28 protein-coding genes are annotated in these 24,780 nt (G+C 70.5%); 20 read left to right on the top strand and 8 right to left on the bottom strand.

What is annotated here, in order from left to right:
• Window positions 1-68: 68 nt before the first annotated feature.
• Complete coding sequence (locus tag E4U91_RS25100; RefSeq protein WP_137308921.1) at window positions 69-1,508, bottom strand: gamma-aminobutyraldehyde dehydrogenase; 1,440 nt, start codon at window positions 1,506-1,508, stop codon at window positions 69-71.
• A gap of 168 nt (window positions 1,509-1,676) precedes the next feature.
• Here E4U91_RS25100 and E4U91_RS25095 point away from each other — a divergent pair, with 168 nt between their 5' ends.
• The 7 genes from E4U91_RS25095 (at window position 1,677) to E4U91_RS25065 (ending at window position 8,657) form a co-directional block, all read left to right on the top strand.
• The gene (locus E4U91_RS25095; protein ID WP_067239131.1) at window positions 1,677-2,201 is read left to right on the top strand and encodes an Lrp/AsnC family transcriptional regulator; all 525 of its coding nucleotides are present in this window, start codon (window positions 1,677-1,679) and stop codon (window positions 2,199-2,201) included.
• 19 nt (window positions 2,202-2,220) lie between these two features.
• Window positions 2,221-3,585 (top strand): aspartate aminotransferase family protein, encoded by a 1,365-nt coding sequence (locus E4U91_RS25090; protein ID WP_137308920.1) that lies wholly within the window; start codon window positions 2,221-2,223, stop codon window positions 3,583-3,585.
• A gap of 203 nt (window positions 3,586-3,788) precedes the next feature.
• Entirely contained in the window at window positions 3,789-4,529 is a 741-nt protein-coding gene (locus E4U91_RS25085) for an ABC transporter ATP-binding protein (RefSeq protein WP_137308919.1), read from the top strand.
• Window positions 4,511-5,971 (top strand): hypothetical protein, encoded by a 1,461-nt coding sequence (locus E4U91_RS25080; RefSeq protein WP_137308918.1) that lies wholly within the window; start codon window positions 4,511-4,513, stop codon window positions 5,969-5,971. Before E4U91_RS25085 ends, E4U91_RS25080 begins: the two co-directional genes overlap by 19 nt.
• Window positions 5,972-6,065: 94 nt before the next feature.
• Window positions 6,066-6,488, top strand: coding sequence for a VOC family protein (locus E4U91_RS25075; RefSeq protein WP_137308917.1), 423 nt, complete (start codon window positions 6,066-6,068; stop codon window positions 6,486-6,488).
• Window positions 6,489-6,708: 220 nt separating this feature from the next.
• The gene (locus tag E4U91_RS25070) at window positions 6,709-7,785 is read left to right on the top strand and encodes an LOG family protein (RefSeq protein ID WP_241678888.1); all 1,077 of its coding nucleotides are present in this window, start codon (window positions 6,709-6,711) and stop codon (window positions 7,783-7,785) included.
• 161 nt (window positions 7,786-7,946) lie between these two features.
• A complete protein-coding gene (locus tag E4U91_RS25065) occupies window positions 7,947-8,657 on the top strand; it encodes an LAETG motif-containing sortase-dependent surface protein (protein ID WP_137308915.1) in 711 nt (236 codons plus the stop codon).
• 102 nt (window positions 8,658-8,759) lie between these two features.
• On the opposite strand, the gene E4U91_RS25060 is transcribed toward E4U91_RS25065, so the two are convergent.
• From E4U91_RS25060 to E4U91_RS25040, 5 genes are all read right to left on the bottom strand, one after another.
• Complete coding sequence (locus E4U91_RS25060) at window positions 8,760-9,779, bottom strand: ABC transporter ATP-binding protein (protein WP_137308914.1); 1,020 nt, start codon at window positions 9,777-9,779, stop codon at window positions 8,760-8,762.
• A complete protein-coding gene (locus E4U91_RS25055; protein ID WP_137310987.1) occupies window positions 9,779-11,383 on the bottom strand; it encodes an ABC transporter permease in 1,605 nt (534 codons plus the stop codon). Before E4U91_RS25055 ends, E4U91_RS25060 begins: the two co-directional genes overlap by 1 nt.
• A 140-nt stretch (window positions 11,384-11,523) precedes the next feature.
• Window positions 11,524-12,600, bottom strand: a complete 1,077-nt coding sequence (locus tag E4U91_RS25050; RefSeq protein WP_137308913.1) for a thiamine ABC transporter substrate-binding protein — start codon at window positions 12,598-12,600, stop codon at window positions 11,524-11,526.
• Between the two features lie 212 nt (window positions 12,601-12,812).
• Complete coding sequence (gene rlmN / locus E4U91_RS25045; protein ID WP_067239111.1) at window positions 12,813-13,919, bottom strand: dual-specificity RNA methyltransferase RlmN; 1,107 nt, start codon at window positions 13,917-13,919, stop codon at window positions 12,813-12,815.
• Window positions 13,920-14,087: 168 nt separating this feature from the next.
• Window positions 14,088-14,714, bottom strand: a complete 627-nt coding sequence (locus E4U91_RS25040; RefSeq protein WP_137308912.1) for a hypothetical protein — start codon at window positions 14,712-14,714, stop codon at window positions 14,088-14,090.
• A gap of 259 nt (window positions 14,715-14,973) precedes the next feature.
• On the opposite strand from E4U91_RS25040, the gene E4U91_RS25035 reads away from it, so the two are divergent.
• The 3 genes from E4U91_RS25035 to E4U91_RS25025 all read left to right on the top strand — a co-directional run bounded on the left by E4U91_RS25035 (window position 14,974) and on the right by E4U91_RS25025 (window position 17,750).
• The gene (locus tag E4U91_RS25035) at window positions 14,974-15,831 is read left to right on the top strand and encodes a nucleotidyltransferase domain-containing protein (protein ID WP_137308911.1); all 858 of its coding nucleotides are present in this window, start codon (window positions 14,974-14,976) and stop codon (window positions 15,829-15,831) included.
• A gap of 42 nt (window positions 15,832-15,873) precedes the next feature.
• Window positions 15,874-16,758, top strand: a complete 885-nt coding sequence (locus E4U91_RS25030) for an S-4TM family putative pore-forming effector (RefSeq protein ID WP_137308910.1) — start codon at window positions 15,874-15,876, stop codon at window positions 16,756-16,758.
• 431 nt (window positions 16,759-17,189) lie between these two features.
• Window positions 17,190-17,750 carry an HDIG domain-containing metalloprotein gene (locus E4U91_RS25025; RefSeq protein WP_137308909.1) on the top strand — a complete coding sequence of 187 codons (561 nt, stop codon included), beginning with the start codon at window positions 17,190-17,192 and terminating at the stop codon, window positions 17,748-17,750.
• Here E4U91_RS25025 and E4U91_RS25020 read toward each other — a convergent pair.
• Window positions 17,738-18,208, bottom strand: coding sequence for an NUDIX hydrolase (locus E4U91_RS25020; RefSeq protein WP_137308908.1), 471 nt, complete (start codon window positions 18,206-18,208; stop codon window positions 17,738-17,740). The genes E4U91_RS25025 and E4U91_RS25020 overlap by 13 nt on opposite strands.
• A gap of 28 nt (window positions 18,209-18,236) precedes the next feature.
• Complete coding sequence (locus tag E4U91_RS25015; protein WP_137308907.1) at window positions 18,237-18,968, bottom strand: XRE family transcriptional regulator; 732 nt, start codon at window positions 18,966-18,968, stop codon at window positions 18,237-18,239.
• Window positions 18,969-19,125: 157 nt separating this feature from the next.
• Between E4U91_RS25015 and E4U91_RS25010 the strand changes: the two genes are divergently transcribed.
• The 10 genes from E4U91_RS25010 to repSA all read left to right on the top strand — a co-directional run bounded on the left by E4U91_RS25010 (window position 19,126) and on the right by repSA (window position 24,779).
• A complete protein-coding gene (locus E4U91_RS25010) occupies window positions 19,126-19,479 on the top strand; it encodes an SCO3933 family regulatory protein (protein WP_031023277.1) in 354 nt (117 codons plus the stop codon).
• Between the two features lie 3 nt (window positions 19,480-19,482).
• On the top strand, window positions 19,483-20,838 hold the full coding sequence (locus E4U91_RS25005) for an FtsK/SpoIIIE domain-containing protein (RefSeq protein WP_137308906.1): 1,356 nt from the start codon (window positions 19,483-19,485) through the stop codon (window positions 20,836-20,838).
• An 82-nt stretch (window positions 20,839-20,920) separates the two neighbouring features.
• On the top strand, window positions 20,921-21,124 hold the full coding sequence (locus tag E4U91_RS39630; protein WP_277755338.1) for a hypothetical protein: 204 nt from the start codon (window positions 20,921-20,923) through the stop codon (window positions 21,122-21,124).
• Window positions 21,124-21,789, top strand: coding sequence for a DUF2637 domain-containing protein (locus tag E4U91_RS24995; RefSeq protein WP_137308904.1), 666 nt, complete (start codon window positions 21,124-21,126; stop codon window positions 21,787-21,789). Before E4U91_RS39630 ends, E4U91_RS24995 begins: the two co-directional genes overlap by 1 nt.
• 19 nt (window positions 21,790-21,808) lie before the next feature.
• On the top strand, window positions 21,809-22,000 hold the full coding sequence (locus tag E4U91_RS24990; protein WP_030767843.1) for a mobile element transfer protein: 192 nt from the start codon (window positions 21,809-21,811) through the stop codon (window positions 21,998-22,000).
• Window positions 22,001-22,011: 11 nt separating this feature from the next.
• Window positions 22,012-22,167: a hypothetical protein gene (locus tag E4U91_RS24985; RefSeq protein WP_137308903.1), complete on the top strand. Its 156-nt coding sequence runs from the start codon at window positions 22,012-22,014 to the stop codon at window positions 22,165-22,167.
• A gap of 12 nt (window positions 22,168-22,179) precedes the next feature.
• Window positions 22,180-22,497: a SpdD-like protein gene (locus tag E4U91_RS24980; RefSeq protein ID WP_137308902.1), complete on the top strand. Its 318-nt coding sequence runs from the start codon at window positions 22,180-22,182 to the stop codon at window positions 22,495-22,497.
• A gap of 90 nt (window positions 22,498-22,587) precedes the next feature.
• Window positions 22,588-23,139 (top strand): GGDEF domain-containing protein, encoded by a 552-nt coding sequence (locus tag E4U91_RS24975; protein ID WP_137308901.1) that lies wholly within the window; start codon window positions 22,588-22,590, stop codon window positions 23,137-23,139.
• Between the two features lie 85 nt (window positions 23,140-23,224).
• On the top strand, window positions 23,225-23,410 hold the full coding sequence (locus tag E4U91_RS24970) for a hypothetical protein (RefSeq protein WP_102637910.1): 186 nt from the start codon (window positions 23,225-23,227) through the stop codon (window positions 23,408-23,410).
• Window positions 23,403-24,779, top strand: a complete 1,377-nt coding sequence (gene repSA / locus E4U91_RS24965; protein WP_137308900.1) for a replication initiator protein RepSA — start codon at window positions 23,403-23,405, stop codon at window positions 24,777-24,779. The genes E4U91_RS24970 and repSA overlap by 8 nt, the downstream gene beginning before the upstream one ends.
• Window position 24,780: the final 1 nt, after the last annotated feature.

The raw sequence follows: 24,780 nt of genomic DNA, 5'->3' as shown, positions 1-24,780 counted from the left end.
ACGACGAGGCCCGCACCCCCAGGGGTGCGGGCCTCGTCAGGTCCCGGCCGGTGCGGCCCGGTCCGGTGTCAGGCGTCCAGCGACGTCATCACGTGCTTGATGCGGGTGTAGTCCTCGAAGCCGTAGCCCGACAGGTCCTTGCCGTAACCGGACTTCTTGAAGCCGCCGTGGGGCATCTCGGCGACCAGCGGGATGTGGGTGTTGATCCACACGCAGCCGAAGTCGAGCTTCTTGGACAGGCGCATGGCGCGCCCGTGGTCCTTGGTCCACACCGAGGAGGCCAGCGCGTACTCCACGCCGTTGGCCCACTCGACCGCCTGGTCCTCGTCGCTGAAGGACTGGACGGTGATGACCGGGCCGAAGACCTCGTTCTGGATGATCTCGTCGTCCTGCTTCAGGCCGGAGACGACGGTCGGGGCGTAGAAGTAGCCCTTGTCGCCGACCCGCCGGCCGCCCGCCTCGACCTTGGCGTGCGCGGGGAGCCGCTCGATGAAGCCGGCGACCTGCTCGAGCTGGCGGGGGTTGTTCAGCGGGCCGAAGAGCACGTCCTCGTCGTCCGGGTGGCCGGTCTTGGTCTCGGCGGCCGTCTTGGCGAGCGCCGAGACGAACTCGTCGTGGATGGACTCGTGGACCAGCACGCGCGTGGCGGCCGTGCAGTCCTGGCCGGCGTTGAAGAACCCGGCGACGGAGATGTCCTCGACGGCCTTGGCGATGTCGGTGTCCTCGAACACCACGACCGGGGCCTTGCCGCCCAGCTCCAGGTGGACGCGCTTGACGTCGGCGGAGGCGGACTTGGCGACCTCCACGCCGGCGCGGACCGAGCCGGTGATGGAGGCCATGGCCGGGGTGGGGTGCTCGACCATCATGCGGCCGGTCTCGCGGTCGCCGCAGATGACGTTGAAGACGCCCTTGGGCAGGATCTCGCCGAGGATCTCCGCGATCAGGACGGTGGAGGCCGGCGTGGTGTCCGACGGCTTGAGCACGACGGTGTTGCCCGCGGCGATCGCCGGGGCGAACTTCCACACGGCCATCATCATCGGGTAGTTCCACGGCGCGACCTGCGCGCAGACGCCGACCGGCTCGCGGCGGACGATCGAGGTCAGCCCCTCCATGTACTCGCCGGCCGAGCGGCCCTCGAGCATCCGCGCCGCGCCCGCGAAGAAGCGGATCTGGTCGACCATCGGCGGGATCTCCTCGGTGCGGGTGAGCCCGATGGGCTTGCCCGTGTTCTCCACCTCCGCGGCGATCAGGTCCTCGGCGCGCGCCTCGAACGCGTCCGCGACCTTCAGGAGGGCCTTCTGGCGCTCGGCGGGGGTGGTGTCGCGCCAGCCGGGGAAGGCCGCGGCCGCGGCCGCCATGGCGGCGTCGACGTCCGCCTGCCCGGACAGCGGCGCGGTCGCGTACGCCTCGCCGGTCGCGGGGTTGACCACCTCCGTGGTCCGTCCGTCGGCGGCGTCCCGGAACTCACCGTCGATGTAATTGCGCAGACGACGCAGCTCGGTGCTCACTGCCGGCCCTCCAAGGGTCAGGGGTGTCCAATGACTGAGACACCCAGCCTAATCGGAGAGCCGACGTTTTCAACACCCCCGATCCCGCCGAAGCTGCGAAATCCGCAGGCTTCCGTCACGTAAACAACGAATTTCATCGCCTCGACCTTGCGCAACTGTCGATACGTCGTGCACAGTGAGGCCGTGGCCAGTCGAAGCGCAGAGCACAGGGACTCGCGGGACCCCCGCGATTCCAGGAACGGCACCCCCCATCTGGATGCCGTCAGCCTCGCCATCATCGAGCAGCTCCAGCAGGACGGGCGCCGGCCCTACGCCGCGATCGGCAAGGCCGTCGGCCTGTCGGAGGCGGCCGTGCGCCAGCGCGTCCAGAAGCTGCTCGACCAGGGCGTGATGCAGATCGTCGCCGTGACGGACCCGCTCACCGTGGGTTTCCGCCGGCAGGCGATGGTCGGGATCAACGTCGAGGGCGACGTCGAGGCGATCGCGGACGCGCTGACCGACATGGCGGAAGTCGAGTACGTGGTGATGACGGCGGGCTCGTTCGACATCCTCGCCGAGATCGTCTGCGAGGACGACGACCACCTGCTCGACGTGATCAACAAACGCATCCGGGCGCAGCCCGGCGTGCGCTCCACGGAGAGCTTCGTCTACCTGAAGCTGAAGAAGCAGACCTACATGTGGGGAACCCGATAACCGTGAGGACCCGATAACCGTGAGCACCAAGGACCTCAGCCGAACCGCGTACGACCACCTGTGGATGCACTTCACCCGCATGTCCTCGTACGAGAACTCTCCCGTCCCGACGATCGTGCGCGGCGAGGGCACCTACATCTACGACGACAACGGCAAGCGCTACCTCGACGGTCTCGCGGGTCTGTTCGTGGTCCAGGCCGGTCACGGCCGCACGGAGCTGGCGGAGACCGCGTTCAAGCAGGCCCAGGAGCTGGCGTTCTTCCCGGTGTGGTCGTACGCCCACCCGAAGGCGGTCGAGCTGGCCGAGCGGCTCGCCGACTACGCGCCGGGCGACCTGAACAAGGTCTTCTTCACCACCGGTGGCGGTGAGGCGGTCGAGACCGCCTGGAAGCTCGCCAAGCAGTACTTCAAGCTGACCGGCAAGCCCACCAAGCACAAGGTCATCTCCCGCGCGGTCGCCTACCACGGCACCCCGCAGGGCGCCCTGTCCATCACCGGCCTGCCGGCCCTGAAGGCCCCGTTCGAGCCGCTGGTCCCGGGCGCGCACAAGGTCCCGAACACCAACATCTACCGCGCCCCGATCCACGGCGACGACCCCGAGGCGTTCGGCCGCTGGGCCGCCGACCAGATCGAGCAGCAGATCCTCTTCGAGGGCGCCGACACGGTCGCGGCGGTCTTCCTGGAGCCCGTGCAGAACGCCGGCGGCTGCTTCCCGCCCCCGCCCGGCTACTTCCAGCGCGTGCGCGAGATCTGCGACCAGTACGACGTGCTGCTCGTCTCGGACGAGGTCATCTGCGCCTTCGGCCGCCTGGGCACGATGTTCGCCTGCGACAAGTTCGGCTACGTCCCGGACATGATCACCTGCGCCAAGGGCATGACCTCCGGCTACTCCCCCATCGGCGCGTGCATCATCTCCGACCGGCTGGCCGAGCCGTTCTACAAGGGCGACAACACCTTCCTGCACGGCTACACCTTCGGCGGCCACCCCGTGTCGGCCGCGGTGGGCCTCGCCAACCTCGACCTGTTCGAGCGGGAGAACCTCACCCAGCACGTGCTGGACAACGAGGGCGCCTTCCTCGGCACCCTGCAGAAGCTGCACGACCTGCCGATCGTCGGCGACGTCCGCGGCAACGGCTTCTTCTACGGCATCGAGCTGGTCAAGGACAAGGCGACGAAGGAGTCGTTCAACGACGACGAGACCGAGCGCGTCCTGTACGGCTTCCTGTCCAAGGCGCTGTTCGACAACGGCCTGTACTGCCGTGCCGACGACCGCGGCGACCCGGTCGTCCAGCTCGCCCCGCCGCTGATCTCCGACCAGTCGACGTTCGACGAGATCGAGCAGATCCTGCGCGCGACCCTGACGGAGGCGTGGACGAAGCTCTGACCGACGGCTGTGATCGTCGGTAAGGCAGACCAACGACGGCCCCGGTGCCGCCCGTTCGAGTGAGAAACGGGCGCCCGGGGCCGCGTGCTGTCCGGCCTCCCGGCCACGGCTGCCTAGCGTGCCCAGTGACCGATCGGCCCTGCCGTCCTTCCCCCGCCCGGGGGACGGCACGGGAACCACAGATCTGAACCGAGGTGTACGCCATGGAGGCCCCGCCGGACAACGACGTGCTCTGGGCACGCTCCCTGCACTTCACGCACCGGGACGGCTCCCCCGCGCTCGGCGGGGTCTCGGTCGGGCTCCGCGAGGGCGAGGTCCTCGCCGTCAGCGGCCCGCGCGGCAGCGGCAAGACGACCCTGCTGAGCTGCCTGTCCGGGCTGACGCGGGCCGAGCGCGGCGAAGTCTGGTTCAACGGCGCCCCCGTGCACACCCTCGGCCCGGTCGCCCGCGAACGCCTGCGCCGCGACCGCTTCGGCTGGATCGACCCGGCCCCGCTCCTGGTGCCCGAGCTGAACGTCTGGGAGAACGCGGCGCTCCCCCTGATGCTGCGCGGCACCGGCCGCCGCCGGGCCAAGGTGGCCGCCCAGGAGTGGCTCGACCGCCTCGACGTCGGCGACAAGTCCCGCCTCCGCCCCCACGAACTGACCCAGGCCGAGCGCCAACGGGTGTGCATCGCCCGGGCGTTGGCCCCGGCGCCCGCGGTGCTGTTCGCCGACGAGCCGACCGCGCCCCTGCACCGCGCCGACCGCGCCCACGTCCTGCGCACGCTCACCACGGCCGCGCGCTCCCACGGCATCACGGTCGTCCTCGCGACCCACGACCCGGAGACGGCCGCGGTGGCCGACCGCACGGTCTGCCTGCTGGACGGCCGCCGCGTGCACACCGTCCACCTGCCGCCGGTCGGCGAGTCGGAGGGCCGGGCCGCGTGCTCGCTCTCCGCCTGACCCACAGCGCCCGGCCGGTCGTCCAGCTGCGCCGCCTGCTGGTGGCGGCGGCCTCGGCGGGCACGGGCTTCCTGCTGCTGTCCACCCTCGGCTACGCCCTCGGCCACCCGTGGGCGTCCACGGCCTCCCTGCTGCGGCTGGCCTGGTGCGCGGTGCCGCTGGCCGCGACGGCCCACCTCGCCACGGCCGTGGCCCGCACGGACCCCGGCACCCGGCCCCGCCCGGGCCTCGCGGCCGTCGGGCTCGGACCGGCCCGGCTGATGGCCGTCTCGGCCACCACGACGGCCCTGTCGAGCGTGCTCGGCTCCCTGCTGGCGCTGCTCGTCTTCCTCCACCTGCGCGGCGACCTCACGGGCCTGCCGTTCGACGGGGTCCGGTGGGAGTTCCTCGCCCCGGACCAGTCCCTCCCCCTGCCCGGCGCCCTCACCCTCCTCTCCCTCACCCCGCTGACCTGCTCGGTCGCGGTCGCCCTGATGCTGCGCCCGCGCGACACCCGCCTGGCCACGCGCGCGGCGACCCGCACCCTCGGCCGGGTGGGCCGCCAGGCGGCGAAGGCGGCGGGCGGCCGCGGCAGCGCCCCGGAGCGGGGCGGCGACGGGCACCCGGGCGGCTCGCCGACGCCGGGCGGTGCGGGCGGGCACACGGATGCGCCACCCGCACCGGACGCGGTGGGCGGACAGGGGGACGCCCCGCACGGGACGGCCGGCGCGGACCGGCCCCACCCGGTCGCGGTCAACGGCTCCCGGCCGGCCGAGGGCGACGCCCTCCCCGCGACCGGTCCCGGGCCGGCGGAAGCCGACGCCCGGCTGAACGGTGCGGCCCCCCGGCCGGCCCCGCCCGGGCCGAACCCCACCGCCCTCCCCTGGGGCGCGGCCCTCCTCGCCGCCGGCCTCGCGGTGGAGGCGTACACCGGCGGCGGGGCGACAGCGGCCGGCCTCCGGCTCCCCGGCGGGCTGCACGGTCCCGGCGCCACCCTGCTCGGCTGGGCCCTCACCGCCCTCGGCCTGGCCCTCGCCGGGCCCGGCCTCACCCACCTGTGCGGCCGGCTCCTGCAGTCCGCCCAGCCCGGCGCGGTCCGTCTCCTCGCCGGGCGCGGGCTGATGGAGGAGGCCACCCGCATCGGCCGCCCCGTGGGCGTGCTGTGCGCGGTGGCCTCGGGCGGGTACGCGATGGACACCCTGGGCACCGACTCCGCCGGCGCCGGTCCGCTGACCGTCCTGGGCGGGCTCGTCGTGGCCGGCTGTGCCCTCGCCACCCTGGGCACCGCCGCCGTGGAGGCCCGCCAGGCCCGTGCCGAGACGACCGCCGCCCTGCTGCGGCTCGGCGCCCCCTCCACGGCGCTGCGCGGCGCGGCCGCCCTGCGCGCGGGCGCGCTGCTGGCGGTCTTCGTCCCGCTCACCGTGCTCGTGGCCGAACTGGCCTCCCTGCCGCTGGCCGGATAAAAGTCCGGCGTCACCGATGAGTTCCGGCGGGGCCCCGGGTCCACCCCACCGAACAGCACGACAGGACACCACCGGCACCGAACGGGAGAGACCCATGACCGCGCCCTCCGGCTACCAGCAGATGATCTTCGTCAACCTGCCCGTGAACGACCTCGACGCGTCGAAGAAGTTCTTCACCGAGCTGGGCTACTCGATCAACGCCCAGTTCAGCGACGAGAACGCGGCCTCCGTCGTGATCAGCGACACGATCGTGGCGATGCTGCTGACCAAGCCGTTCTACGCGACGTTCACCGACAAGGAGATCGCGGACTCGGCGAAGACCAGCGAGGTGCTGATCGCGCTGAGCGCCGAGAGCCGCGCCCAGGTCGACGAACTGGTGGACCGCGCGCTGGCGTCCGGCGCCACGTCCAGCGGCCGCACCCAGGACATGGGCTTCATGTACGGCCGTTCCTTCGACGACCTCGACGGCCACACCTGGGAGGTCATCTGGATGGACCCGACCGCGATCGAGGGCTGACCCGACGCGATCGAGGGCCCACCCGGCCGCGGTCGGGGACCCACCCGCTCTCGAACGGCTGTGCCAGCATGGGCGGGTGCATCCGACACCCGCCCCGCCGCAGCCCCCGTCCGAGCCGCACCGGCCGTCCGGATCCGGCGGTCCCCCCGGACCGAACCCGCCGGCCGCACCCGTCACCGCGCAGCCGCCCCAGCCCTACGACGGGTGCCACGACCGTGAGATAGAGACGCTCGCCGAGTTCGACGAGGTCGTCTCCCGGCACGGCACGCTGGCCCACTACCGCGTGCAGTCCGTGGACCTCACCGGCCGCACGGAGGCGCTGCTCGGTCTCGACACCGCGGGCGCCGTCTTCCTCGGCTGCCCGATGAGCCCGCCGGCCGCGGCCCACGTCCGCACCTCGGGCGCCCTGGTCTTCCCGCCGGTCCCGGGCCTGCCCTTCGACCCGTACCGGGGCCTGGTCTACTCGCCCGACGAGCTGTTCGCCGGGCTCGACGGCGGCTACGAGGCGACGCCGGACGCCCTGAGCTACGCATGGTTCCAGCGGACCAGGTCCGACGGCGACATCTTCTCCTCGATGCTCCGCTCGATCCACGACGACGCGGTGTCGGACGCCCTCGACGAACTCCTCGCCGGCGCACCGGTGGTGGGCGTCATGGGCGGCCACGCGATGGCCCGCGGGACGGACGACTACGCCGGCGCCGCCCGCCTCGGCCGTGAACTGGCCCGCGCCGGACTGACGGTGGCGACGGGCGGCGGCCCGGGCGCGATGGAGGCCGCCAACCTCGGCGCCTACGCCGCCCCGTTCGAGGACGGGATGCTCGGCGAGGCCCTCCGACTCCTCGCCAAGGTGCCCGGGTTCGCCCCCTCGGTCACCGACTGGGCCCGCGCCGCCTTCGAGGTGCGCGAGAACTGGCCGGGCGGCGGACGGTCGGTCGGCATCCCCACCTGGTTCTACGGCCACGAGCCGCCGAACCCGTTCGCCTCGCACATCGCCAAGTACTTCGCCAACGCCCTGCGCGAGGACGGCCTCCTGGCCCGCTCCACCGCGGGCGTGGTCTTCCTGCCGGGCGCCGCCGGCACCGTACAGGAGATCTTCGACAGCGCGACGCCCAACTACTACGGGTCGCGAGGCGAGCCGCGGCCCATGGTGCTGGTGGACCGGGCGCACTGGACGGAGCGGCTGCCCGCCTGGCCGCTGCTGCGGGCACTCGCCCGGGAACGCTCCATGGAGTCCCGTATCGCCCTCGTTGACCGGATCGAGGAGGCGCCGGAGGCGTTGAAACGTCTCGGCGGTTAATGAGTGGGCAAAGGCAACCGCCGGGGGGCGGCTGCGCGTTGACAGTTGTTATGGAACGCTTATAGACCTGTGAGCCAGCTGGGACTGGCGCCGCCCACTGCGACCGGCGACGCCACCTCCCCCACCACCCCCCGCAGTTGTAGCTCCCGAAAAGGACAAACGTGTCCCACAACCGTCGTACCGCCGCCCGTTCGGCGCGCATCCTCGGTGTCAGCGCCGCCTCGGCCGCCCTGGCCCTGGGCGCCGCGGGCAGCGCCCTCGCCTGCTCCCTCGCGGACTTCTCCGCCGCGGCCCTCTGCGACGGCGGCAAGGGCGTCATCACCGTCACCGACAAGGACGCCTCGGGCGTGCCCGCGGTCGTCACCGTGTACCTGGAGAACAACGGCAGCGACCTCCGCCAGGTCGGCGAGCAGACGGTCATCGGCACCAAGGAGGGTGCCCAGGTGCAGTTCGCCGAGGAGTGGAAGCCCGGCGCCGTCTACCGGGTCCACGTCACGGCGACCCGGGGCACCAAGACCTTCGTCAACGACGACATCCCGCTGCTGACCGCCCCGGCCAAGGCCTGCGCGGCCGAGCAGACCGCCAAGCCCTCGCCCTCCACCTCGCGGTCGGCGACCGGGAAGCCCTCGGCCTCGGCCTCCGCCTCCACCCCGCCCGGCGACGACACGACCGCCACCGCGAGCGGCAGCGCCGCGGCGCCCGCTCCGGGCGGCAACGAGGTCTCGCCCGCGGCCCAGGAGTCCAACCTGGCCGAGACCGGCGCCGACTCCAACACCCCCGTGATCGCCGGGATCGCGGCCGCCCTGGTCGCGGTCGGCGGCGCCGCCGTCTTCTTCGGCATGCGCCGACGGGGTGCCGGCAACCGCCACTGAGCGTCCCGCCGAGCCCCGCGGACGGCCCGTCCCCCTGGGGGCGGGCCCTTCGCGTACCCGGGGCGTGCTCTCGCGCCTCGGCCGAGGGCGACCGCGGCCGCCTCAGCCGAGGACGACCACGTCCGCCGCGTCGAACTCCACGCCGACCTCGGTCCCGGCCTCCGGGGCGTCCCGCAGGGCGCAGGCCGCCTCCAGGCGGGGCGCGTCCTCGGGCTGGAGGTGCACGGCGACGTGCGTGCCCCGGAAGGTGCGGGCGCTCACCCGGCAGCGCAGCCCCGCGTCGGCGGCCACCAGCCGGACCCCGGCCGGGCGGACCAGCAGCGTCCGCTCGCCCTGCTCCGAGCCGGCCGGCACCGGCACCTTGCCCCACGGCGTGTCCGCGGCCTCCCCGGCGACGGTCGCGGGCACCACGTTGCCGAAGCCGAGGAAGCGGGCCACGAAGGCGTCCACCGGGCGCTGCCACATCTCGAGCGGCGTGCCGGACTGGGCGATCCGTCCGTCCCGCATCACCACGACCCGGTCGGCGAGCGCGAACGCCTCGCCCTGGTCGTGGGTCACGGCGAGCACGGTGGTGCCCAACCGGGCGAACAGCTCCCGCAGTTCGACGACCAGCCGTTCGCGCAGGGACCGGTCGAGCTGGCCGAGGGGCTCGTCCAGCATCAGCAGCCGGGGGCTGGGCGCGAGGGCCCGGGCGAGGGCCACGCGCTGCTGCTCGCCCCCGGACAGCGCCGTCACCGCCCGCCGTCCCGCGCCCGGCAGTCCGACCAGGTCGAGCAACTCCCCCACCCGCGCGTCCTGGTGCTTCCTGGACGTGCCGTGCATGCGCAGCCCGAAGGCCACGTTCCCGGCGACGTCCCGCTGCGGGAAGAGCTGGTGGTCCTGGAACATCAGCCCCACGCCCCGCCGGTGCGGGGGCACACCCGCCTGGTCGCGGCCATCGAGCAGCACCCGTCCGTCGTCCAGGGGCTGGAGTCCGGCCACGGCCCGCAGCAGCGTCGACTTGCCGCTGCCGCTCGGCCCGAGCACGCACACCACCTGGTGTTCGGCCACGTCCAGGTCGACGGCGTCGAGCACCGGCCGCCCGCCGAACCGCACGGTCGCCCGCTCCAGAGCCAGCAGCATCAGAACTCCCCCGTCCGGTCCGCGATCCGCAGCCCCTCCAGGGCCAGCAGGGCCACCGCGCACACCACCATGAGAATCGTCGAAAGGGCCATCGCCTGGCCGTAGTTGAGCTCCCCGGCACGGCCCAGCAGCCGGGCCACGGCCACCGGCAGCGTCGGGTTGTCGGGGCGCGCGATGAACACGGTGGCGCCGAACTCGCCCAGCGACACCGCGAAGGCGAACCCGGCCGCGACGGCCAGCGCCCGCCGCACCATCGGCAGGTCCACCTCCCGCCACACCCGCCACGGCGACGCGCCGAGCACGGCCGCCGCCTCGCGCAGCCGGTCGTCCACCGCCCGCAGCACGGGGAGCATGGTGCGGATCACGAACGGCACCCCGACCAGCGCCTGCGCGAGCGGCACCAGGATCCAGCTGGTGCGCAGGTCCAGCGGGGGCTCGTCGAGGGCCACGAGGAAGCCGAAGCCGACGGTCACGGCGGAGACGCCGAGCGGCAGCATCAGCAGCGCGTCGAACCCCCGCACCAGCCGGCCGGCGTCTCTGCGGGTGAGCGCGGCGGCGGCGAGACCGCCGATCAGCAGGGCGATGGCGGTGGCGGTGGCGGCGTACTCCAGCGAGGTGCCGATCGCGTCGATCGGCGGGACGAGGAACACACCGCCCTCGTCCGAGGTGAGCGCCCGGTAGTAGGCGAAGTCCGGCGCGTCGAACGACCGTTGGACCAGCACCGCCAGCGGCAGCACGAGCAGCAGGGCGACCGTGGCCAGGACGCCGGCGAGCAGCGCCCACTGCCCGGCCCCGCGCGGGCGGCGCGCGGTGCGGGAGGCGTCCACCAGCCGCAGGGCGCTCTCCCGCCGCCGTACGGTCCAGGCGTGCACGGCGAGGATCGCGCCGACGGCGGCGAACTGCACGAGGGTGAGCACGGCCGCGGTCGACAGGTCGAAGATCTCGGAGGTCTGCCGGTAGATCTCCACTTCCAGGGTGGAGAAGGTCGGCCCGCCGAGGATCTGCACGATGCCGAACGAGGTGAACGTGAACAGGAACACCATCAGCGCGGCCGCGGCGACGGCCGGGCCGAGCGCGGGCAGCGTCACCTGCCGCCAGGCGCGCAGCGGCGAGGCTCCCAGCATCCGCGCCGCCTCCGCCTGCCGCGGGTCGAGCTGCGCCCACAGCCCGCCCACGGTGCGCACGACGACGGCGTAGTTGAAGAAGACGTGCGCGAGCAGGATCGCCCACACGGTGGTGTCCAGCCGTACGCCCCACAGGTCGTCGAGGAGGCCGCCGCGCCCCACCAGCGCCAGGAACGCCGTACCGACGACGACCGTCGGCAGCACGAACGGCACGGTCACCACCGCACGCAGGACCTGCTTGCCGGGGAAGTCGAGGCGCGCGAACACGTAGGCGCCGGGCAGCGCGACGAGGAGCGTGAGCGCGGTGGAGGCGCACGCCTGCCAGGTGGTGAACCACAGGACGTGCCGGATGTCCGGCCGGGCGAGCACGTCCGTGAGCCGGCCGAGGTGCCACACCCCGTCGGCGTGCAGGCCGCGGGCGACGATCGCGGCGACGGGGTAGGCGAAGAAGACGCCGAAGAACGCGACGGGCAGCGCCATCAGTCCGAGCCGGGCCGCGGCCGCCGGGAGCCCGGCGGGACGGCCCGTACCGCCCGGCCGGCCCGTACCGCCCGGCCGGCCCGTACCGCCCGGCCGGCCCGCGCCGTCCGGCCGGCCCTTGCGGCCCGTCGCGTCGGCCGTCACTTCAGGACGATCGAGGTCCACGACGTGACCCACTGGTCGCGGTGGGCGGCGATCCGGTCCGGGGCCATCGTCTCGGGGTCCTTGGCCGCGGGCCCGAACTGCGTGAACTCGGCGGGGACCGCGGCGCCCTGCCGGACCGGGTAGACGAACATGTTCAGCGGCATGTCCTCCTGGAACTCCTTGGAGACCAGGAAGTCGAGGAACGCCTTGCCGCCCTTGGTGTTCTTCGCGTTGCTGAGCAGACCGGCGAACTCGACCTGCCGGAAGCAGGTGCCGGCCGCCACACCGGTCGGGGCGGTGGCCGGCCGGGGGTCGGCGTAGATCACCTCGGCGGGCGGCGAGGAGGCGTAGGACACGACGAGCGGCCGGTCGCCGCCGGCCTTCCTGCCGCCGGCCGAGCCGGAGAACTCCTCGTTGTAGGCCTGCTCCCAGCCGTCGACCACCTTGACGCCGTTGGCCTTCAGCTTCTTCCAGTAGCCCTCCCAGCCGGCGTCGCCGTACCGCGCGGCACTGCCGAGCAGGAAGCCGAGGCCGGGCGAGGAGGTGGAGGCGTTCTCGGTGACCAGGAGGTTCTTGTAGGCCGGCTTGACCAGGTCGTCGAAGGAGGCGGGCGGGGCGAGCTTGTGGTCGGCGAAGTACTTCTTGTCGTAGTTGACGCAGATGTCGCCGTAGTCGACGGGCGTGACGCGGTGCTTGGTGCGGTCGAGCTGGTAGGCGGCGCCGACCTGGTCGAGACCCGCGGCCCGGTACGGCTGGAACAGGCCGTTGTCGAGGGCCCGCGACAGCAGGGTGTTGTCGACGCCGAAGAAGACGTCGCCCTGGGGGTTGTCCTTGGTGAGGACCGCCTTGTTGACGGCCTGCCCGGCGTCGCCGTCCTTGAGGACCTTGACCCGGTAGCCGGACTGCTTCTCGAAGTCGGCGAGCACCTTCTTCGACACGGCCCACGAGTCGTGGCTGACGAGGGTGACGGTCTTGCTGTCGGCCGGGGTCTTGGCCTCGGACGAGCCGCACGCGGACAGCGTCGCGACCAGGCCGAGGCCGGCCGTCGCCGCCACGAGGGTCTTGGTGTGCACTGGATGTCCTCCTGGGGTGGGCCAGGAAGAACGCGGCCCCGCCCGGGAAGCCCGGGCAGGGCACAACAGCTCGAGTGATGACCGAACTTCCTACCCAGAATGACCTGGGCGAGGTTCAGAGGGTCTGCGGCCCGGTGCCGCACTCTCAGCGCTGTGGCGCTCCCCTGTCGGAATATGAAGATGTGACGTCACCGCGGTGACCTGACCGGATTTTACCGCTCGGTGGCGGCGAGCTGACCGCAGGCCCCGTCGATCTCCTGACCACGGGTGTCCCGGACGGTGACGGGCACGCCGTGGGCCGCGATCGCCTCGACGAACGCCTTCTCGTCCTCGGGCCGGGAAGCGGTCCACTTGGAGCCCGGGGTCGGGTTCAGCGGGATGAGGTTGACGTGCACGGGCTTGCCCTTGAGCAGCCGCCCGAGCCGGTCACCGCGCCAGGCCTGGTCGTTGATGTCGCGGATCAGCGCGTACTCGATGGACAGCCTGCGCCCGCTCTTCTCGACGTACTCGAACCCGGCGTCGAGCACCTCGCGCACCTTCCACCGCGTGTTCACGGGGACGAGGGTGTCGCGCAGCTCGTCGTCGGGGGCGTGCAGCGAGATCGCCAGCCGGCACTTGAAGCCCTCGTCGGCGAACCGGTGGATGGCCGGCACGAGCCCGACGGTCGACACGGTGATCCCGCGCTGCGACAGCCCGAGGCCGTCGGGCGTGGGGTCGGTGAGCGCGCGGATGGCGCCGACGACGCGCTTGTAGTTGGCGAGCGGCTCGCCCATGCCCATGAAGACGATGTTGGACAGCCGCGCGGGCCCGCCCGGCACCTCGCCGTCCCGCAGCGCCCGCATCCCGTCGACGATCTGGTGGACGATCTCGGCGGTCGACAGGTTCCGGTCGAGGCCGGCCTGTCCGGTGGCGCAGAAGGGACAGTTCATCCCGCAGCCGGCCTGCGAGCTGATGCACATGGTGACCCGGTCCGGGTACCGCATCAGCACGGACTCCACGAGCGTCCCGTCGAACAGCCGCCACAGCGTCTTGCGGGTCGTCCCCTGGTCCGTCGACAGGTGCCGCACGACGGTCATCAGCTCGGGGAACAACGCCTCGCGCAGCGGTTCGCGCGCACCGGCGGGGATGTCGGTCCACTGCTCCGGCTCGTGCGCGTACCGCGCGAAGTAGTGCTGCGACAGCTGCTTGGCACGGAACGGCTTCTCCCCGATCCCGGCCACGACGGCCTTCCGCTCGGCGGGCGAGAGATCGGCAAGATGCCGCGGCGGCGACTTCGCTCCGCGCGGCACGACAAAGGTGAGTTCTCCGGGCTTAGGCATGGCTGTACCAGTGTCGCAGATCGACTCGGGGAGCCCAGGCCAGAGCGGGGTGGGGGTGGTCACCTGTGGGTACCAACTGTCAGCGTTGGTCGACCTCGGACGGCCCAGGGACGGCCCAGGACTCAGTCAGCCGTCGCCGCAGGTGCCCAGGTGGCAGCGCCACGGCCGTCATTCCGTCTGCGCTGGAGCGACCGGGAGCTGTTCCCTGTACGGCCATGTGAAGGTGCGATCGGGTTCGAGATGGGCGTCACCCCAGTGAATGGCATGGATGCCATGCTCGGCGTCAGCCGTGAAGAACACACAGACGAGCCTGGTGGAAGCTCCCAGCTCCTCGAACGCTTCGTGCAGCCCCAGGTACTCCTCGGTCAACAGGTCCTCATCGATGTCGAACAGGGTCTCCGGAGGCTGCGGCCCGTGCGCCCGGAACAGCCGTTGCCGCGTGGGCGACGCGTTGGCGGGCAGCCGGGCCCGGTCCAGTGGCCTGGGCCTGTCGGCGTAGCGGAAGGGGAAGAGTGCGTGATCGTTGATCACTGCGTACTCGTATCCGCGTACGTCTCGTACGGCTTCCCCCAGCTCACGTGCCGTCTCCGCCAGGTGCTCGCGCACCAGGCCTGCCAGGGCGACACCGTACGGACTCCGCTTCTTCAGCCCCGCAGCAAGGTGCGCAGCATGAGCCTTCGCGTGCGCCGTGGCCAGCTGCACCGGAACCGCAGCAGCAAGCGCGCCGGCATTCCGCCCAAACCGCTCGACGGCCCAGGCCGAGGGCCCTACCGGGTAGCCACCCAACACCGGCATACAGTGCTCCCCTCTCCAGGCCGACCCCTGAACTGTGTGACACGCGCAAGAAGGGCGCACAAGGGTCGATCTGGCCAGGACGTGGCCGCACACGCTCGTTTCTCAGAACAGCACACTCGACCGTTCCTGAGCTTGTCCGTCACTCTGCCAACAGCGCTGCATGACGCCCAGCAGATGCGATAGCCACCAAGTCAGCACATGACGTAGAGATCGTACGATCCTCCAATAGCTCGGACGAGTGATCGACTAGTCTGCACGTATGGCATGGACTGTCGATTCCGCATTCTCTGAATTTCATCAGAACATTAATCTCCCCGGCGATCACCGAACCACTGCAAACACCCGAAAAGATTGGGTGTTGAGACAGCTGGGAACGTCATTCACCGTTCTCGACGCTTTCACTATGGGATCGATTCCTCGGTTCACCGCACTGAAAGGTTATGCCGACCTCGACATTATGGCCGTACTGCACTACGAGAAACACATCAAAGGCCGCCTGCCATCCACGGTCCTGTCTAATGTCAAGCGCGCCCTTGGTCCGGGGGCCGGAAACGTCCGGCGCAATGGACAGGCAGTGACAATAAAGTTCCAGTCTTGGCCAAATATCGATGTGGTGCCTGCCGTCAGGTACGTCAACGACGCCGGTCAAGTAACGCACTATGAGATCCCTGACATGAACAGGGAGGTATGGCTTGAGACTAAACCGAGAAACCATGCCAGCAAGGTTTCTCAAAAATCAGCCGACCACGGCCCAAAATTTCGACAGGTAATTAAGTTCATCAAAGACTGGAACCGACGACAGAGCGTCAGACTGCAGAGCTACCATATCGAGGTAATCGCACTACAGACTTCTACAGACTGGAAAGAATACGACTGGTCAGTATTGCAGTGGTTCAGCCAGGCAAAAAGTTCGATCTACAGTTGCTGGAACGACGGAAATGATGTAAGCCAGTACCTCACACCCGATCGTGCTTATAAAATCCAGCAGGCAGTAAATGGGGCACACTCGGCCGCTCTAAACGCTTGGTATGCCACTGCGGGCCCGGCCAAAGATCAGGCGGCGGCCATCCGGGGATGGAAGTCCGTCTTCGGCCAGAACTTTCCGACCTACGGGTAGCTAGGAGATGTAATGACGCCGTCTACGCCGCCAAGGAAGATCATGGCGCGTCAGAATGAAGAGAGACCGCTGCGACTCCTCGCCGCGCAGCGGCAACTCTACGAGGACGCCAAGCAGCTGCACAACTTGAGAACATCCCTCATCATCGGTGGGGGTCTATCAGGTGCGGTGCTGTCTCTGGCGCTCCCACCTGCCAGACAGGCACTTGGTGTCTGCGTCGCCGTGATCCTACTTTTTGTGAGTATTCTGGGAGCTTCACGGGAGAAACGAAAAAGCAAGCAGGCGGCGTCCGTGCAAGAGGAATTCGATACCTACGTGTTCGATCTCCCCTGGAATGTGACACTAATTGATCGACCATCGAACGCAACCATCGCAGAGGCAGCAGCAAGGCACAAGCCCAAAAAGCTAGAAAATTGGTATAGCGACACCGAAGATCTTCCGTACCCTCTCGACGTTCTTGTGAGTCAGCGCAGCAATCTTGCGTGGGGCGCTTCCGATCACCGGCGATGGAGTGCCACGCTCGTCGGTCTCGGTGTCCTTCTCTTTGGTATGGCCTGCCTGGCGTCAGCATTTCTTAAGCTTTCCTTTGCCGACTCGGCGACGGCGATCTTTGCGCCGCTCATTCCGGCAATGAAAGAGATCATTGAAATGGCACTGAAGAATAAAGAATTCACTGACGCAAAAGAGGCCTCGGAGCGGCGCGCGGCACAGATTTGGGATGACTCCATGAGTCGACGCAGGCCGCCCAAACTAGCCTCATGTCGAGAACTCCAGGATCAAATCTGTTCTTTTCGTCAGACCAACCCTGTTATTCCATCTTGGTTTTACTGGTTTAAACGCGATGAGAACGAAAAGGTAATGCACGTCAGCACGGCTGATTACGTCGCTGAGGCACGCGAAAAAGGTGTGATAAGTAACGCTATGTAGTGGCCCCGTCGAAGCAGAAGTATGTACTTCCAGGGCGGCGGAGCGGCTTTGGGCTGGAGCTGCTTTGGGGCGAGTGATCATGGCCCCGTAAGCTTCCGGCGCGTCGGGCAGTCTGTGGACCTGCCCGTTAAAGCACGACGTTGGGGCCATGATCTTAGAGGCTCGCCCCAAAGTGGCTGCCTAAAGCCGTGGAGCCGACCGCCCCAGCCACAGAGGGTGTCTCCCACCTTCATGCCCGCAGCCGCCGAGCGCGCCGCCGGGCGCGGCCAGCCGGGGCGGAGACAGGAGGCAGGCCGCGCCGCAGAGGCGGCGCGCGCCCGCGCCGTGCGCGGGCCTTGATGAAGTAGGGAAAGTCTTACCGCACCCATGATCGGCAACCGCCCCGATCGTGGCCTGTCGGCTCGCTGCTCGCCTCGGCTAACGTTCCATGCATGCCTTCTGCACTGGACACGCCCCAGGGAGCGGCCGAACTCGCCGAGTCCCTGCTCCCTCCGCTCGGGAACCGCTGGCTGCACACTCAGGCCGTGGCCGCTCGGGCTCGTGAGGCTTCCGCGGCTGTGTCCGAAGCGGACCGGGATCTCCTCGTCGCTGCCGCGTGGCTGCATGACATCGGCTACGCGCCCGAGCTGCGTGACACCGGCTTCCATCCCCTCGACGGTGCTCGGCACCTCGAATCGCTGGGTGCGCCGGCACGCCTGGTGCGGCTGGTCGCTCATCACTCCGGGGCCGTGTATGAGGCAGAGCAACGCGGGCTCTCGGCAGAGCTGGCCGTCTACGAGCGGGAAGACTCCCCGGTCCTGGACGCTCTGATCTTCGCTGATATGACGACCGGCCCCGCCGGGCAGTCCTTCGACTTCGACACCCGGATCGACGAGATCCTGGTCCGTTACGAGCCGGGCAGCGAGGTGCACAACGCGATCAGCAAGGCGCGGCCGTACCTCCGGGGCGCTGTCGAGCGGACTCGCGACCGCATGGTGCATCAGCCGATGTAGGGCTCCGCCCGGTCGGCCAGGCCGTGCTCGATCCGCATGCGCATCGACGGGTGAATGTTCAGCTCGTCCAGCTTGCTCGGGTCGACGAAGGCCACTTCCTTGCTCTCGCTGCTCGTCCGCAGCTCGCCGCCGGTGATGCGGGCATGGAAGCAGATCGAGAACTGCTGGCGGACCTCTCCGTCGTCGTACGCCATGACGTGGCCTGGGTTGGTGTAGATGCCGACGAGGCCGGTCACCTCCACGTCGAAGCCGGTCTCTTCCTTCGTCTCGCGCACGGCTGCGTCTGGGGCCGACTCGCCCAGGTCGACGCCGCCACCGGGCAAGGCCCAGAGGTCGTTGTCGGTCTTGTGGATCAGCAAGACCTCTCCGGCCTCGTTGCGTGCCACGGCGGTCACGGAGGGGACGAGGCTGTTCGCCTTCGGGGCATTGGGATCGTTGAAGTAGTCGACACGGGCCATGTGTTCAGCGTTGCACGTCCGGAGCCTGTTACGCCTCCCGGCCCTGCTCCCATGCATAGTCGAAGCTCCGCATGTAGTGCCGGAAGGTTCGCGCTCCGGGGAGGTACCGGAAGTGCATCACCGGGTTCTGACCGGCGGGAGCTCCGAGGACGTGCGGGTTCACGAGAACGTCCTCGTCGAACCGGTAGATCGAGTTGTAGAGGATCGTGTCGTGCAGCCGGACTTCGACGCCGGGCGTCGACATGGCGGGCTCGAGGTAGCGCCGGGTGATCCGGGCACGTGCGGCCAGGTCACCACCGATGCCCTCCTCTTCGCCGCGCTGGCGGACCGCCTCGGAGTCGGGATCTCCGAGCAGGATGCGGACCTGGGCGCCGGCCTTCGCCTTCTCGGCCAGCTGGTCGGGCAGGTCCGGATTGCTGTCGAAGAGGAAGAGGCCGGCGTACACGAGGATGTCGACCTGGTCCGTCGCCTTCTCGATCAGGGATGACCAGAGCGGGGCGGGCACCGCGCCACGGTGCGGGTAGTACGTGATCAGCTCGGACGTGCTGGCCTTCTCCGCCTGCTTCTCCACGGACGGCCAGAGGTAGACCTCGTCGACTCCGAGGAAGCTCGCCGCCTTCCAGCGGTGCCCGCGGTGCGGAGTGCGGCCGGTAGTGATCCACCGCTCGACGCTCTTGGGGTCCACTCCGACGTGCTCGGCAACGGACTGGATCGTCTCGCCCTTCGCTGAAATCGCCGCGCGCAGACGCTCGTTCGCCATGACGTGCCCTTCACTCGGACGGCTAGGGACGTTTTGACGGTATCTCAGACGTCCCCAAACGTCCATACGGGCGGTGATGCGTCCACCCCTTCTCACGGTCTCCTGATCTCACCGACGGGATGTCGGTCAACACTTCACAGCAACAGGAGACAAGACGATGCGTCAGATCCCCGTGGACACCGCCAACGCCACCGTGATGGTCGCCAAGGCCCCGCAGCCCAAGGTGAAGGACCGCCGTACCGGTGAGATCGCCACGGACAAGGACGGTGCCACCCTGATGGTCGTGGAGGTCATGTTCTCCACGCCCGACGAGGTGGAGATCCTCAAGCTCACCGTTCCGCAGTCCGGCGTCTCCGAGGACCTGGACATGGGCACCCCGGTGGTCCTGACCGGCCTGGTCGCCTCGCCGTGGGAGAACGAGTTCAACGGCCAGAAGCGGCACGGCATCGCCTTCCGCGCGGTCGCGGTGACCTCGCTGACCGCTGCGGACTCGGCCTCGAAGGCGGCCTGAGCCATGACGTGGCTGATCGTCGCCCTGGTGCTGGTCGTCGCCGCTGCGGGTCTCCTGCGGTGGCGGCGCCCCGCCTGGTACTGGCTGACCTTCGGGGTCACCCTCGCCGCGCTGCGGGTCCTGGTCCGGTACGGCTCGGTCATGGACGCCTGCGGCCTCACCGTCCCGGCCCCTCGCTGGTGCCTGGCCCTGGCCCGGATGACGAACCGCCCCGTTCCCAGCCCCCGTGCCCCGCGCATCCTCCGGGTCCGAGTGACCCGGACCGGCCTGGTGCTCCGGCTCAAGCTCCGCCCCGGTCAGGACGCCTTCGACGTAGCTGCCTCGTGCGACCGGCTGCGACACTCGTTCGCCATGTACGGGGTCACCTCCCGTGAGCTGCGCTCGGGCGTCGTCGAGCTGCGCATGACCGGCTACGACGTGCTCAAGCGCGTGCAGATGCCCGCCCTGGTCGACACCCGACCGATGCGGGTCCCGGTCGCCATGCGCGAGGATGGGGCCGTCCACTACCGCGACTACCGAGCCGTGCCCCACGCGCTCACCCTCGGGGCTACGGAGTCCGGGAAGTCGGTCTATCAGCGCAACCTCGTCGCCGCCCTCGCGCCGCAGCACGTCGCCTTGGTCGGCATCGACTGCAAGCAGGGTGTCGAGCTGTTCCCGCTGGCCCGCCGGTTCTCCGCGCTTGCCGACAACCCCGACACCGCCGCTGAACTCCTCGACGCGCTGGTGTCCCACATGGAGGACGTCTACCAGCTCATCCGGGCCGAGCAGCGGATCACCGCTGACGTGCCGGATGCGGAGATCGCCGCCGACATCTGGGACCTGCCCGAACACCTGCGGCCGGTGCCCATCGTGGTCCTGGTCGACGAGGTCGCCGAACTCGCCCTCTTCGCGACCAAGGAGGAGGAGAAGCGGCGGGACCGCATCATCACTGCCCTGGCACGGCTCGCCCAGCTCGGCCGCGCGGCCGGCATCTACCTGGAGATCTGCGGGCAGCGCTTCGGCTCCGAACTCGGCAAGGGCATCACCATGCTCCGTGCACAGCTCACCGGCCGCACCGCCCACCGCGTCAACGACGAATCCTCGGCGAACATGGCCCTCGGCGACATTGCCCCGGACGCCGTCCTCGCCGCAATCCAGATCCCCACCGACACCCCCGGCATCGCCATCACCGGCGACTCGACCGGCGGCTGGGCCCGCATCCGCGCCCCGCACACCTCGCTGCGGCAGGCCGTGAACATCTGCAACCGGCACGCCGACCTGACCCCGGACCTTCCCGCCCTCGCCCCGTTTCGGCCCGCGCTCGGCACCCTCACACCGGTTCCGGCCCCGGCAGTCGAGTCCGCCCCGGCCGCTGCCTGAGCCACACCCCCTGATCGGTCGGCGCGACCGCTCCTCACGCCAAGTCCCTACCCCTGCCATGCCAGAAACCGGAGGTGACCCCGTGGACACCCGCGAGGACTTCAACCGCACGGTGCAGCTGCTCGGCGCCCTGGCCCTGTACGCCCACACCTTCGGCGCCGACCGCGCCTTCGTTGACGCCATCGGCCCGTCCCTGGCCGTCTCCCTTCCCAACCCCCCGCCCGGCGTCTTCCCGCCCGGCTACGACCCCAGCGACGGCCCCCAATACCCGGGAGGGCAGCCGTGATGGCCCGCCTCCGCGTCGACGCCGTCCTGGTCCAGGCCGTCATCGCCGGGGCGCTGTCCTTCGCGCACCTGCACGACCTCGCCGCCGCTGCCGGACAGGACGGCTGGAAGGCTTGGGCCTACCCGGTCTCGGTCGACCTGCTCCTGGTCGCCGCCTGGCGTCGACTGCGTACGGACGGGCCGTCCCGGCTCGCCTGGTGCTGGTTCCTCATCGCCCTGGTCGCCTCGCTCGGCGCGAACGTCGCCACCGCCGGACTCCTCGACCTGAACGACGTCCCGGCCTGGCTGCGCATCCTCGTCGCCGCCTGGCCCGCCCTGGCCTTCATGGGCGGCACCCTCCTCGCCCACTCACCCACTCGGCAGGAGCCGGAAGCGCCGGCACCCTCCGCCCCGGACCCGGAGCATGAGCCCGAACCGGTCACCGCCGCTGAGCCGGACCCGGAGCCTCAAGCCGCTGCCGTCCCGCCGGCTGAGGAAGCCCCGGCGCTGCCCACCGCGAAGCCCCGTCCGGTGGTGCCGGTCCCGGCCGCGCTGGTCGACCACGCCCGCAAGGTCGCCGCCGACCACCAGCAGCGCACCGGCTCCCGGATCGACACCGACACCCTCCGCGCCCGCCTCGGCGTCCCGCCCCAGCTCGCGGACGCCATCGCCGCCCAGCTCACCTGACCCGAGAGGAGACTCCGTCATGCCCGCCCGCGACTTCTTCCACTCCGTGATGCGGATCGGCCCGGTGCAGATCGGCACCCACCGCGACCGCAACGGCACCACCAAACACGCCGCCGTGTGCAGCTCTGACGGCTGCGGCTGGTCCGCCGACTACTCCAGCCAGTCCGCCGCCCAGCTCGCCGCCCGCACCCACCGCTGCAAGGTCCGCTAGGAGGTCACCCCATGGATGTTCCCCTCTGGTTCGCCCTGGTCGTCGTCGGCTGGCTCGGCGTCAAGCTCATCCGCCCGCCGCTCTGGCTGGTCCTGGTGCTGCTGCTCGGCGGCTACCTCCTCGCCGACAGCCTCCTGGCACCGGTCATCGACACCGCCGTCAAGTAAGGAGATCCGCCCATGTTCCGGCCCAAGCTCCCGACCATGCCCCAGCCCACCGGCACGGTCACCCCTCCCACCGTGGTGGAGCCGACCACCATCACCCCGGGCACCTCGGTTTCGCCGCCCACCCCGGCCCCGGTCGCTGGCCCCGCTCGGCCCACGGTCCAGCTCACCCCCGGCACCGCGCTCGCCCTGGTCGGCGGCGGTAGCGCCGTGGTCCTGGTCGTCGGCGCCGTCCTGGTCTCCATGCTCCTGGCCGTCGCCATCACCGCCGCCTCGGTCGCCGTCTGCGCCGTCGTCCTGCGCTCGCTGCTGGCCTCCCAGCACCGCCGCTGACCGGTCCCGGTGGCGACGCACAAGCCGCCAAGCACGCCGCCGCCTCCGGGACCCGTACCTCGCCAACCGCCGTCACCGAAGGGAACGCTCATGGACCTGCAGATAGCCGCCGCCCTGGTGCCATTACTGGGCTGGGCCGTGCACGGGGGCTTCCTCACCCACCGGCTCGCCGCCGCCCGCCGTGACCCGCTGACCGGTCTGCACACCCGCGCCGGATGGACCGCTCGCGCCGAACACTGCATCCGCCGGCACCCGGCCGCCGCCGTCCTCCTGGTCGACCTCGACCACTTCAAGGCCCTCAACGACACCCACGGCCACGCCGCCGGGGACGCAGCGCTCATCGCTACCGCCGACCGCCTGCGCACCTGGTGCGGCCGTCGCGGCACCGCCGGACGCCTGGGCGGGGACGAGTTCGTCGCCGTCGTCCAGGGCCTGGCCGCCGTCGACCTAGACGCGCTCACCACCGCACTCCACCGGCCGCTGCCCTACAACGGCGTTTCGCTGCCGCTGGCCGCGTCGGTCGGCGTCTGCCGCCTCGCCGAGCTGCCGGTGCCGCTGCTGACCGATGCCCTCGCCGCCGCCGACGCGGCCATGTACGCGGCCAAGGGCCGTGGTCGCCGGGGCTCGCGCCTCTCTCGCTGACCGGCCGCCGGGTGGCGCACAAGCCGCCAAGCACGCCGCCACCCGGGGCCGTTCCTTCCAACCGCAATCGAAAGGAACCACCATCATGACTCAGCACACCCCGCCCGCGTCGCGCATCTGCCCGGCCTGCGACGGCTTCGCCTCCGTCGCCGTCACCATCGGCGGCCGTGACCTGCGCGGGCACCTGCGCACCATCACCGCTCACTGCCCGGTCTGCCACGGCACCGGCACCGTCACCGCCCGCCGCGTCCGGGAGGGCGCTGGTGCCTGAGACGCTGCTCGACCCGGCCACCCTCGGCGACCTGCTGAGGGTGGCTTCTGCTTCCGACTACCACCGCTGGGAAGAACAGATCCGCCGCACCGGCGGCTGCGCCGACCCCATCCACCTGACCGGCTGGGTCGTGCACAAGGACAAGACCACCGGCGAGACCCTGCACCACTACTCGACCGAGGGCGAGCCGGGCGGCCGTCTCCGCCTCGCCTGCGGCAACCGGCGTGCCTCCCGCTGCCCCTCCTGTGCCTGGACCTACGCGGGCGACACCTACCACCTCATCCGCGCGGGCCTCGCCGGTGACGACCGCCGCGACATCCCCGCCACCGTCCGCGATCACCCCCGGGTCTTCGCCACTCTCACCGCACCCTCCTTCGGCCCGGTCCACAACCGTCCCGATCGCGGCGTCTGCCGCTGCGGCACTCGCCACACTCCCGACGCCCCGGAGCTGGGCACCGCTCTCGACCCGGACACCTACGACTACGCAGGCGCGGTGCTGTTCAACAACCACGCCGGACAGCTCTGGCAACGCTTCACCAACCGGCTCCGCCGCGAGATCGCCGCCCGCGCCGGCCTCACCCAACGCGAGCTGAAAGAGCGTGCCCGGCTGTCGTACGGCAAGGTCGCCGAGTTCCAGAAACGGGGCGCTCTGCACTTCCATGCCGTGATCCGACTCGACGGACCGGACGGCCCGGACACTCCTCCCCCAACCTGGGCGACCGTCGACCTGCTCGCCGACGCGATCCGTGCAGCTGCGGCGCACTCCTACACCTCGGTCTCCGTCCCGGCCGCCGTGGACCAACCGGCCCGCACCTTCCGCTGGGGCACCCAGCTCGACATCCGCCCCGTGAAGGCGTTCGGGGACGGCTCCGACATCACCGAGCAGGCTGTCGCCTCCTACGTCGCCAAGTACGCGACCAAAGCGGCCGAGAACACCGGCACCCTGGACCGCCGCATCGGCGAGCTGGCCGAGCTCGACCGCCACCAGGTCCCCGACCACACCCGCCGCCTGATCGAAGCCTGCAAGACCCTCGACCCGCTCTACCCGGACCGGCGGCTGTGGGCCTGGGCTCACATGCTCGGCTTCCGCGGCCACTTCTCCACCAAGTCCCGCCGCTACTCGACCACGCTCAGCGAACTCCGCCAGACACGCGCCGACTACCGCGCCGCCCAGGAACAGGCCGCCCTCGGCCTCGAGGACGCAGAGCCGGACACCGTCCTCGTCCTCGCCGACTGGCAGTACGCCGGGCACGGCCACACCCCCGGTGAATCTGTCCTCGCCGCCACCATCGCCCGCGACCTCCAGCTCAACCGCGAAACCGCCCGCGAAGCCCTACGCGACCAACTCGCCGACGAAAGGGAGTGCTGAC

It is taken from the genome of Streptomyces lasalocidi, from assembly GCF_005280215.1.
Taxonomy (GTDB): domain Bacteria; phylum Actinomycetota; class Actinomycetes; order Streptomycetales; family Streptomycetaceae; genus Streptomyces; species Streptomyces longwoodensis.
The sequence above is the reverse complement of the archived record's forward strand: the minus strand, read 5'-3'. Positions and strand labels throughout refer to the sequence as shown.